Source organism: Micromonospora sp., from assembly GCF_048594385.1.
In the GTDB taxonomy this organism is placed as follows: domain Bacteria; phylum Actinomycetota; class Actinomycetes; order Mycobacteriales; family Micromonosporaceae; genus Micromonospora; species Micromonospora wenchangensis.
On sequence record NZ_JBMDWU010000486.1, the window covers coordinates 1 to 11,531 of the forward strand.

7 protein-coding genes are annotated in these 11,531 nt (G+C 76.1%); 4 read left to right on the plus strand and 3 right to left on the minus strand.

The features are described 5' to 3' along the window. The coding region (locus ACOJTC_RS26340) for a SpoIIE family protein phosphatase (protein WP_420118904.1) at positions 1–2,607 on the plus strand (2,607 nt) is incomplete at its 5' end. Continuing rightward, the gene (locus ACOJTC_RS26345; RefSeq protein ID WP_420118905.1) at positions 2,604–2,903 is read left to right on the plus strand and encodes an STAS domain-containing protein; all 300 of its coding nucleotides are present in this window, start codon (positions 2,604–2,606) and stop codon (positions 2,901–2,903) included. The genes ACOJTC_RS26340 and ACOJTC_RS26345, both read left to right, overlap by 4 nt. A gap of 59 nt (positions 2,904–2,962) precedes the next feature. On the opposite strand, the gene ACOJTC_RS26350 is transcribed toward ACOJTC_RS26345, so the two are convergent. The 3 genes from ACOJTC_RS26350 to ACOJTC_RS26360 all read right to left on the minus strand — a co-directional run bounded on the left by ACOJTC_RS26350 (position 2,963) and on the right by ACOJTC_RS26360 (position 7,344). Further along, positions 2,963–3,667, minus strand: a complete 705-nt coding sequence (locus tag ACOJTC_RS26350; RefSeq protein WP_420118906.1) for a VOC family protein — start codon at positions 3,665–3,667, stop codon at positions 2,963–2,965. A 204-nt stretch (positions 3,668–3,871) separates the two neighbouring features. Beyond that, positions 3,872–5,605, minus strand: coding sequence for an ABC transporter ATP-binding protein (locus ACOJTC_RS26355; protein ID WP_420118907.1), 1,734 nt, complete (start codon positions 5,603–5,605; stop codon positions 3,872–3,874). Continuing rightward, entirely contained in the window at positions 5,602–7,344 is a 1,743-nt protein-coding gene (locus ACOJTC_RS26360) for an ABC transporter ATP-binding protein (protein ID WP_420118908.1), read from the minus strand. The genes ACOJTC_RS26355 and ACOJTC_RS26360 overlap by 4 nt, the downstream gene beginning before the upstream one ends. Positions 7,345–7,520: 176 nt before the next feature. Here ACOJTC_RS26360 and ACOJTC_RS26365 point away from each other — a divergent pair, with 176 nt between their 5' ends. After that, positions 7,521–8,621 (plus strand): hypothetical protein, encoded by a 1,101-nt coding sequence (locus ACOJTC_RS26365; RefSeq protein WP_420118909.1) that lies wholly within the window; start codon positions 7,521–7,523, stop codon positions 8,619–8,621. 49 nt (positions 8,622–8,670) lie between these two features. Continuing rightward, a partial coding sequence (locus ACOJTC_RS26370) for a BTAD domain-containing putative transcriptional regulator (RefSeq protein WP_420118910.1) occupies positions 8,671–11,531 on the plus strand: 2,861 nt, incomplete at its 3' end.

Genomic DNA, 11,531 nt, shown 5'->3' on the forward strand with positions numbered 1-11,531 from the left:
GACGAGATCCCCCGGCTGTTCGAACGCTTCCACCGGGTGCCGCAGGCCCGGTCCCGGTCCCACGAGGGCAGCGGCATTGGCCTGGCCCTGGTCCGGGAACTGGTCGGCCTGCACGGCGGCACGATCACCGTGGACAGCACCCCGGACGTCGGCACCACCTTCACCGTGCGGCTGCCGTACGGCGTCGCCCACCTGCCCGCCGAGCACGTCGTCACCGGCGTCGGCGCGCCCGTGCCGTCGGACAGCGCCGAACCGTTCGTCGAGGAGGCGCTGCGCTGGCTGCCGGCCGCCGACACCGACGACCCGCCGGTGCCGCAGCCGGCACCGGCCGGCCTGCCCGGCGCGGCCCGGCCCCGGGTACTGATCGCCGACGACAACGCCGACATGCGCGAGTACCTGCACCGGCTGCTGCGGTCGCGCTACGACGTCACCGCCGTCGGCGACGGGCTCGCCGCGCTGGCCCGGGCCCGCACCGCACCGCCCGACCTGATCGTCAGCGACGTGATGATGCCCGGCCTGGACGGCCTCGAACTGGTCGCCGCGCTGCGCGCCGAACCCCGCACCATGGGGGTGCCGGTGCTGCTGCTGTCGGCCCGCGCCGGCCAGGAGGCCGCCGTCGAGGGACTGGAGGCGGGCGCCGACGACTACCTGGTCAAACCCTTCTCCGCCGAGGAACTGCTGGCCCGGGTCCGGGCCAACGTCGACCTGGCCCGGTTGCGCAACCACCACGCCAACTGGCGGGCCGCGATGATCAACTCGTTGCAGGAGGGGTTCTTCGTCCTCGACGCCGACGGCGCGCTGGTGGAGATGAACACCGCCTTCGCCGAACTGTTCGGGTACGGCCCCGAGGGCCTGCCCTACCGCCCCCGCTACCCGTGGTGGCCCGACGACGTCGCCGACGCCTCGGCGAACCGGCTGGTGGCCGACGCGTTCGCCCAGGCGATGACCGTCTCCCACGGATCGTTCGTGGTGCCGCTGCGGCACCGCGACGGGCACCGCCTCTGGACGGCGGTCGCCTTCAACGCGGTCACCGACGACCACGGACGGCGGATGGTCGTCGGCACCATCCGCGACGTCACCGCCGAACGGTACGCGGTACAGCGGGAGACCGCCCTCAGCACACTCAACCAGCGGCTGTCCCGGGCGGCCAGCACCAGCGAGGCGTTGCGCGCCGGCATCGAGGAGCTGAGCCAGCTCTGGCAGGCCCACCGGGCGGTCGCCGTCCGCTGGGCGCCCGACGGCACGCCGACGGTGACCGCCGCCCCCGGCACCGACTGGGAGCAACTGTCCGGCCCGGTCCGCGAGACGGTCACCACGCTGCGGACGCAGCCACCCCTGCGGATCACCATCGACCCGGCCACCGGGTCCCGGCCCGCCGGTGTCGGCACCACTGTCGACTCGCCGCAGGGGCCGCTGGTGATCTGGCTCGAACTCGACCCGGCGCGCGGTTTCGGCACCGAGGACCAGATGCTGCTGCTACTGCTGTGCGGCGCGCTCGGGCAGGCGTTGCACCGGGCCCACGCCACCGACCAGCAACGTGAGGTGGCGGTCGCCCTGCAACGCTCCATCCTCGGCCCCGCCGAGCTCCCCGCCGGGTTCGCCGTCCGCTACGAGCCGGCGACCCGCCCCCTCGAGGTCGGCGGCGACTGGTACGACGCGGTGACCCTGCCCGACGGCCGGATCGGCATCGTCGTCGGCGACTGCGTCGGCCGGGGTCTGCCGGCCGCCGCCGTGATGGGGCAACTGCGCAGCGCCTGCCGGGCCCTGCTGCTGGAGGCGTCCGGCCCGGCGCAGGTGCTCACCGCCCTGGACCGGTTCGCCCGGATGCTGCCCGGCGCGGCCTGCACCACCGTGTTCTGCGGCATCCTCGATCCGGAGACCGGGAAGCTGACCTACAGCAGCGCCGGGCACCCACCGGCGATCCTCACCCACCCCGACGGCCACACCGAACTGCTGGCCGACGGCCGGGGCAGCCCGCTGGGCATCCCGTCGCGCGGTGGCCGCCCCGACGCGACGAGCATCGTGCCGGCCCGGGCCGTGCTGCTGCTCTACACCGACGGTCTGGTGGAACGCCGCCGCCAGTCGCTCGACACGGGGATCGCGCAGGCCGCCTCCGCCGTCCGGGAGGACCACACCGCCGGGGTGGAGCAGCTCGCCGACCGGGTGATGCGGCGGATGACCCCGCAGGGCGGGTACGACGACATCGCCCTGCTGCTCTACCGCCATCCGGCACCGCTGGAACTGTCGTTCCCCGCCGACCGCTCGCAGATGGCCCCGGTGCGTTCCACCCTGCGCCAGTGGTTGCGCCGCACCGGCGCCGACCCGCACCTGGCCCAGGACGTGCTGGTGGCCACCGGTGAGGCCTGCGCCAACGCGGTCGAGCACGGCCACCGCGACGCCCGTCCCGGGCTGATCCGGCTGCTCGCGGTGGCCGCCGGCACCGACCTGTTCGTCACGGTGGTCGACTCCGGACGGTGGAAGGTGCCCGAGATAGACCACGACCGGGGACGCGGCATCAACCTGATGCGCGCGTTGATGTCGCACGTGGACATCCGGACCACCGACGCCGGCACCACCGTCGAGCTGCACACGAGGATCCCCGCATGAACACGCCCCTGGGCCTGGCCACCGGCCGGCAGGCCGACGGCGCGCCGGTGCTGACCGTCACCGGCGAGATCGACATGAGCAACGCCGACGAGTTCCGGGCGGCGATAGCCGACGCCGTCGTCGACGGGCACCGGCTGACCGTCGACCTGACCGCCGTGGAGTACCTGGACAGCGCCGCTCTGGCCGCGTTGTTCGCCCACGTCGACGGCCTGTCGGTGGTGGCGAACCCGTTGCTGGCCAGCGTCCTGACCATCTCCGGTCTGAGTCGACTCACCACGGTCACGATCCTCGACTGACCCGATCGGCCGGCACGGGCCGTGAGTCGACGGGGGTGCCCCGGCGAACGGCCTGGCGGTCAGCTCGCCGTCACGCAGAACTCGTTGCCGTCCGGATCGGCCAGCACGACGTCGCCGGCCGCGCCGACCTCGAGCCGGGTGGCCCCGAGGGCGACCAGTCGGTCGACCTCCGCCTGCTGGTCGCCCTCGGGCGCGAGGTCCAGGCGTTGCCGGTTGCGGCCCTGCTTCGGGGCCACGGGCGGGCCGCCCCAGGCGACCTTCGTGCCGCCGTGCGGTGACTGGACGGCGGTCTCCTGGTCCTGGTCCCAGACCAGCGGCCAGCCCAACGCCTCGCTCCAGAAGAGGCCGACCTCCCGGGTGCCGTCGCAGGCGATCTCGCCGAGCGGACCGCACCCGGCGAGGAAACCGTTGCCCGCCTCGATGACGCAGAACTCGTTGCCCTCGGGGTCGGCCAGCACGATGTGCCCCTCCTCGGGACGCTGCCCGACGTCGAGGTGGGTGCCGCCGAGGTCCAGCGCGGCCGCCACCTGCCGCCGCTGGTCGTCGGGGCTGGTGCTGGCCAGGTGCAGGTGCATCCGGTTCGGCCCGCGCCTCTCAGCAGGGCTCGGGACGAACCGGAGGCTGAGCTGGGTCGTCGTGCCGGGCAGGAGCGCACCACCGGTGGTGTCCTCGACGACCTCCCGGTGGAGCAGGCCGGCCCAGAATCGCGCGAGTCGGTCCGGATCTCGGGCATCGAGGGTCAACGTCAGGGGTCCCGAGAGCATCACCGCACAGTAGACGCCGACCGGTGGGGCGACAAGGTGATTACGCCGGGCCGGCGGGGCACATCGGCGATGGTGGCACCGGGGTCGGGCGGTGGACGGTGGTCGCCGCCCGGACCCGTGAGCCGAGGTTCACCGCACTGCTCCGGCACGTCCCGGGGTGCCGGAAACCGTGCCCGGGTTGATCAGCGGCGCGGCCGGCCCCTGTCAGTGGCCGTGCCAGGACCGCCACAGCGACGCGTAGACGCCGTCGGCGGCGACCAGGTCGTCGTGTCGGCCGATCTCGGTGATCCGGCCGTCCTCCAGCACCGCCACCCGGTCGGCGTCGTGCGCGGTGTTGAGCCGGTGCGCGATGGCGATCACCGTCCGGCCGGCCAGCACCGCACCGAGTGCCCGCTCGGTGCGCCGCGCGGTCGTCGGGTCCAGCGCGGCGGTCGCCTCGTCGAGGATCAGGATGTCCGGGTCGGCCAGGACGAGCCGGGCCAGCGCGAGCTGCTGGGCCTCGGCCGGGCCCAGGTCGCGCACTCCGGCCCCGAGCGGGGTGTCGAGGCCGTCCGGCAGGTCGGCGAACCAGTCGGCCCCCACCGCGGCCAGGGCGGCCCGTAACTGCGCGTCGGTGCCGCCGGGCGCGGCGAACGCCAGATTGTCCCGCAGCGTACCGAGGAAGACGTGGTGCTCCTGGGTGACCAGGGCGATCCGGCGGCGGCGTTCGGCCGGGTCGAGGTCGGTGACCGGGACCCCGCCGAGGCTCACCACCCCCCGGGCGGGCACGTCGATGCCGGCGAGCAACCGGGCCAGGGTGGACTTGCCCGCCCCGGACGGGCCGACCACGGCCAGCCGTTCGCCCGCGGCGACCGTCAGGTCGATGCCGTGCAGCACCTGCGGGCCGTCCGCGTACCGGAACGTCGCCCCGCGCACCTGCACCACGCGCCCGGTGGGCAGGGCCGCCCGGCCCCGGGGCTCCGGCGGCACCTGCCCCACCCCGAGCACCCGGGCGTACGAGGCGACGCCGCGCTGCGCCTGCTCCACCCACAGCAACAGCCGGTCCAGCGGGTCGATCGCCTGTTGCAGGTAGAGCGCGGCGGCGACCACCTCACCCAGGCTGACCCGTCCCCGCGACAGCAGGACACCCCCGGTGAGCAGCACGGCGGCGATCGGGAGCGGATAGCTGCCCTCCACCACCGGGAAGAACGCCGACCGCAGGGCGAGGGTGGCCCGTCGGGTGGTCCACACCGCGCCGATTCGGGCGGTGCCGTGGGCGACCCGGTCACGGCCCAACCGCAACGCCTCGACGGTGCGGGCACCCTCGGCGGTCGTGGTCAGCGCCTCGGTCAGCTCCGCCGTCGCCGCCCCCTCGGCCAGGTAGGCGGGGGTGGCCCGGCGCAGATACCGGTGGACCGCCAGCCCGATCGACGGGAACCCGGCGAGCGCGACCAGACCGAGCAGCGGGTCCAGCAGGAACACCGCGCCGAACAGCAGCGTCAACTGGGTCCCCGCGATGACCAGCACCGGCACCACGTCACGCAGCATGGTGCCCACCGTGGACACGTCCACCGAGCTGCGGGTGGCCAGGTCACCGGTGCCGGCGTGCTCGACCACCGAGACGGGCAGGCCGAGCAGGCGGGTCACGAAGTCCTCACGCAGCCGCGCCACGGCCCGCTCACCGAACCGGTGCCCGGCGTACTGGGCGTAGCGGGCGAGCAGCCCCTGCACCAGCACGCAACCGCCGATGGCCAGCGCCAGCCGGTCCACCGCGCCCGCCCCGGCCCCGGCGGTGACCTGGTCGACGATCCGCCCGATCAGCCACGGCGCGGCCAGCCCGGCGAGGGCGGCGGCGCTGTGCAACGCCAGCACCCCGACGACCGCCCACCGGTCACCGGCGAGCACGTCGCGGGCGGCCCGCCGGACCACCGCCGCACTCGCGACCGGGAGCTTCGTCACCGTCCGGCCCGCCCCACCGGCGTGTCGTCGGTGCCGCTGGTCCGCGAGACCAGCCGCCGGTAGTCCGGGTCGGCGGCCAGCAGCGCGGTGTGCGTCCCGGTGCCGGTGATCCGGCCGGCGCGCAGGTGGGCGACCGTGTCGGCGTGCCCGAGCAGCACCGGTGAGGTGCTCAGCAGCACCGTCGTGCGACCCGTCCGGGCCTGCCGCAGGCGCTGCGCGACCCGGGCCTCGGTGTGCGCGTCCACCGCCGACGTCGGGTCGACCAGGATCAGCACCTCCGGGTCGGCGAGCAGGGCACGGGCCAGCCGGACCCGCTGCCGCTGGCCGCCGGAGAGGGTACGGGCCCGGTCGCCGACCGGGGCGTCGAGCCCGTCGGGAAGCCCCTCGACGACGTCGCGGGCCGATGCCACGTGCACCGCCGCGTCGATCCGGGCGTCGTCGACGGTGCCGTGTGGACCGGTGAGGATCTGCCGCAGCGTCCCGGCGAAGAGGTACCCGTCGTGGTCGGCGACCAGGATGCGGGAGCGCACCTCGTCGAGGTCGACGGCCGTCAGCGCGACCCCGCCCCAGGTGACCGCGCCGGTGACGTACCGGCCCAGCCGGTCGGCCAGGGCCGCGGCGTCGGCCGGGTCGTCGGCGGCGACGCCGACCAAACCGCCCACCGGGACCGTCAGCCCGCTGTCCGGGTCGTGCAGCGGGGCCGGGCCGGCCGGGGCGGGACGGGTCGTCGGGCCGCCCACCGGGTCCGGGGCGAGCCGGAGCAGGTCGACGATCCGCCGGGCGGCGACCCGGCCCTGGATCAACTGGTAGCTGCCCTCCAGCAGGAACCAGACCGGCACGATGAGCACCGCCACGTAGCCGTAGACGGCCACCAGTTGCCCGACGGTGATCCCGCCCGTCACGGCCGTGCGGGCGGCCAGCCACACCACCACGGCGAGGAACAGCCCGGGGATGACGGCGGTCAGCGCGTCGACCCAGCTGAGCACCGCACCCACCCGGTAGCCCTCGGCCCGCAGCCGTTGCGACCGGGCGGCGTACCGGCGGGCGAACAGGTGCCGGCCACCCACCCCGGCGAGCACCCGCAGGCCGGCGACGATGTCGTCGGCCCGGGTGGTCAGCTCGCCCTGCTGTTGCCGGTAGACCGCCTCGGCCCGCTCCAGCCGGCGCAGCAGCGGGCCGACGACCAGCGCGATCACCGGCACCCCGAGCAGCGTCACCAGCGCCAGCACCGGGTCGATCGACCAGAGCACCACGGCCGCGACCGCGTACGCCAGCACCGCGCCCACGCCGGGGCCGGTCAGGGTGAGCACCTGCGAGGTGCGCACGATGTCGTACCCGCCGACGGTGGCGACGTCACCTGCGGCGAGCCGGCGGGGCAGCACCGCCCCGACCCGGGCGAGCTGACGCAGCAGCACGGCCGCCGAGCGGGCGCTGGCGTCCTCCCGGATGAACGTCATGGTCCGGTGCCGCATGATGCCCGCCCACGCCAGCGCGGCCCCGGCGACCACGATCGCGGCGACCCAGCCGAGCAACGCGGCGGTGTCGCCGGTCCGCAGCCCGTCGTCGACGGCGCGGGCGACCAGGAACGGCCGCACCGACAGCCCCACCATCCAGACCGTGCCGAACAGCGACCCGCGCAGCACCCGCCACGGCTGGCAGCGGACCAGCCACCAGATGTACCGCAGCGGCCCCGCCGTGTCCGGCGTGCCCGGGTCCGGGTGGGGCAGGCGTGGAGGCACCGACCCAGGCTAGTCACCGGCCGCCGCCCGCACCGGCCCGTACGCGGCCGCGACGCGGTGGCGTACACCTCAGTGCCCGGCGGGGTGGCGGCATTGACGCGGCCTACGACGACCGGCAAGCTCCTGTGCTCGGATCGTCGGCGGCGGGCGTCGTCGGCCACGGCGGGGGAGGGGCGATGACGCGGCGGCCGGCCATCCGCGTGTCGACGCTGCTCACCACGCTGCTCGTCGTCGGCGCGGCGACGGTGGCCGTCCCCGCCCCGGCCCGCGCGGCGCCACCGGCCACGGTGTGCCGGGTCCGCGACGGGCGGCTGACCGAGATCTCCGGCATGGCCGCCACCGACTCCGGGTTCGTGATGGTCAACGACGGCGCCGACGAGGCGTCCCGGCGGCGCATCTTCTTCCTCGACACCCGGTGCGCGGTGGTGCGCACGGTGGCCTACCCGTCGCGGCCCCGCGACACCGAGGACCTGGCGCTCGGCGCGGACGGCACGGTCTGGGTCGCCGACATCGGCGACAACGACCGGACCCGGTCGACGGTGGCGCTGTGGAAGCTCGCGCCCGGGGCCCGCCGGCCGGTGCTGCACCGCCTGACGTACCCCGACGGGGCGCACGACGCGGAGGCGCTGCTGCTCGACGGGGCCGGTCGCCCGGTGGTGGTGACCAAGCAGGGCGGCAGCGCCGGCGTCTACGTGCCGGCCGGGCCGCTGCGGGCCGGCGCGACGGTGCCGTTGACGCTGGCCGGGCAGGTCCGGTTGCCGCTCACCACGACCCCGAACCCGTACTCGTTCTTCGGCCGTCGGCTGGTCACCGGCGGGGCCGTCGCCCCGGACGGCCGCCGGGTCGTGCTGCGCACCTACGCCGACGCCTTCGAGTACGAGGTGACCGACGGCGACGTGGTGGGCGCGCTCACCGGCGGCACGCCCCGGACCGTGGCGCTGCCCGATGAGCCGCAGGGCGAGTCGGTCAGCTACAGCCGCGACGGCCGCTGGCTGCTCACCGTCTCCGAGACCGCCGGTCAGCCGCCCGGCACCCTGCCGACGGTGCTGCGCTACGCCCGCCCGTCGACCCCCACGCCGGCCGCGTCGTCCCCGCCCGCCCCGACGGCGTCCACCGGAGCACCGGCGGCGGCGTCCCCGGGCGCGGCCCCCGCCCCGGGGCCCCGGGGCGGCGTCGGCGCAACCCGGTCGCTGCTGCTGGGGGTCGGGGTGATCGGCGTCGGCCTGCTGCTGGCGGCGCTGGTCGGGGTGGCCAGGTCGCGGCGGACCCGCCGCTGAACCGGGGGGACGGCGTCGGCCGGGTGTCCCGGTGAGGGATGCTGGAGCCGTGCAGATCAGCATCCTCGGCCCGCTCGCCGTCGACGGCCGGCCGGTCCGGGGTGAACGGCTCGCCGCCGTGATCCGCACGTTGGTCGACGCGCGGGGCCGGGCGGTCTCCACCCCGCTGCTGGTGGACGCGGTGTGGGACGGCGCACCACCGGACGACGCAACCGGCGCGGTGCAGGCCCTGGTCTCCCGGGTACGCCGGCTCGGACTGCCGGTGGTCGCCGTCCCGGGTGGCTACCGGTTGCCCGCCGACCAGGTCACCGTCGACGCCGTCCGGGCCCGGTCGCTGCTGGAGCGGGGTCGGGCCGTCCTGCGTGACGGTGCCGGGCCGGCCGCCCGGGACGCCGCCGACGCGGCCCGGATGTTGTTCCCCGAGGTCCCGCAGTCAGACACCGGGGCGACCGCCCGGCTGTTCGCCGACGTCGTCGCGTTGCGCGCCGAGGCGGCGCTGACCGGCCCCGGCCCGTACGACGACAGCGACCTGCGCTGGCTCGTCGCGCGGACCCCGCCGGACGAGCCGTCGGCCGCCCTGCTGGTCCGGATGCTCGCCGCCCAGGGGCGCGACGCCGAGGCCCTGGAGGTGGTCGCGCGGCTGCGCACCGAGCTTTCCGACCGCTACGGCACCGACCCGTCGCCGCTGATCAACCAGGTCCACCTGGCGTTGCTGCGGGGCGAGCTGGCCACCCCGACCGGCCCGGCGTCGCCGGTCGCGGCGACCCGGACCGTGCTGCCGTCCGGGTGGCGGCGGCCGGTGACCGCGCTCGTCGGCCGGGACCGTGACGTCGAGGCGGTGGAGGCGGCGCTGACCGGCGCGGCCCTGGTGACGGTCGTGGCCACCGGCGGCGCGGGCAAGACCCGGCTCGCCGCCGAGGTGGTACGTCGGGCGGTGGCGGCCGGACGGCCGGCCCGGGTGATCGAACTGGCCGGGCTGCGGGCCGCCGAGGAGGTGCTGCCCGCCGTTCTGGCTGCTCTCGGCGGGGCGGACACCACGACGGCCGGCGGCACCCTGGGCCTCGACCGCCGGGTGCTCACCCCGCCGGAGCGGCTGCGTGCCCTGGCGCCGGATCTCGACGGCCTGGTGGTGCTGGACAACTGTGAACACCTGCTGGACCCGGTGGCGGCGGTCGTCGCGGACCTGGTCGCGGTGAGCCCACCGGAGGTGGCCGTGCTGGCGACCAGCCGGGCGCCGCTGGGCCTGGTCGGGGAACGGGTGCACCGGCTGACCGCGCTGCCCGACGCCGACGCGGTGGCGCTGGTCGAGTCCCGGGCCCGCGCCGGTGGTGCGGTGCCCACCTGGGACACCGACCGGACGTTGGCCCTGTGCCATCGCCTCGACAATCTCCCCCTGGCCCTCGAACTGGCCGCCGCCCGGCTGCGGCACATGCCGATCGACGACGTGCTGGCCGGGCTGACCGACCGGTTCGCGCTGCTCGACGCCGCGCTGCGCGGCCTGCCGGAGCGCCACGCGAGCCTGTGGGCGATGGTCGACTGGAGCCGGGAACTGCTCGCCCCCGCCGACCGGGACCTGCTCCAGCGGGTCGCGGTGGTCCCCGCCCCGTTCACCGCCGACCTCGCCGCCGCCGTCGCCGGCCTGCCCGACGTCCGGCGTGGGTTGGCGCGGCTGGTCGAACAGTCCCTGCTGACCCTCGTCGAGGGTGACGGTCCACCCCGCTACCGGATGCTGGAGACCGTCCGCGAGTACGGCGAGGCCCGGCTCGACGCGGCCGGTGACCGCGCCCCGGCGACGGCCGGCCTGGTCGGCTGGGCCCGACGGCAGGCGGTCGGGCTGCTCGACCGGTTCATCGGCCCCGACCAGCTCGACGCGTTCGCCGGGTGCGCCGCCGAGCAGGACAACCTCGTCGCCGGCCTGCGGTGGGCGCTCGGGCACGACGACGAACCGGCCGCGGTGGACATCGCCACCCCGCTGTTCCACCTGTGGACGGTGCGGGGCCTGCACCTGGAGGTCTCCGGCTGGTCCCGGGGTCTGCTGCACCTCGACGCCCCCGACCGGCGCTGCGGCTCCGCGATCGTCTCCGGCCGGACCGGCGGCCGACCGCTGCCCGACGCCGACCGGCTGGCCTGGATGTGCCTGCTGGTGGCGGTCAACGCCGGCATCAGCGGCCCGGTGCGGCTCACCGTGATCGCCCGCCGGGCCCTGCGCCGGCTGCTGACCGAACGGCCCGGGGAGGTGTCCTCCCGACACGCGGTGCTCGCCTCGGTGCTGCCGGCGTTCGACCAGCTCGACCCGGAGCTGGCGATGCCGAGCACCACCGTGCTGGTCGAGCATCCCGACCCGTACGTGCAGGGCTTCGGCCTGTTCGCCCGCGCGGCGATCCGGGACAGCGGCGGCCTGCCGGCGGCGTCCCTGGCCGACGCCGAGCAGGCGTACCGGCGGTTCGGGGCGGCCGGTGACCACTGGGGGATGGCGATGGCGGCGCAGGCCGTCGGGCAGGCGCTGACCGTCACCGACGGCGGCGGGTCCACGACGTGGCTGGCGCGTGGCGTGCACCACATGGAGCTGATCGGCGCGACCCAGGACGTCCGTGCCGTGCAGGTGATGCTGGACGTGCAGCTCGCCCTGGGCGGCGACCCGGCGGCCGAGCGGCGGCTGGTCGAGACGGCGGCCCCCGGCCAGGGGGAGGAGATCGAGACCGCCCAGGCGAGCCTCGGCCTGGCCCGCCTCGCCTGGCAGCGCGGGCGGCACCCCGAGGCGCTCGGCCACGCCGACGCGGTGATCCGCGCGCTGGCCGGCTGGACCGGTCCGCCACCGCAGCCCCGGGTCGTGCTCCGGGTCGCGGTGGTGGTGCTGCATCTGCGGATCGCCGAGGTCTGGCCGGCGGCCCGGCACGACGTTGGCGCCCG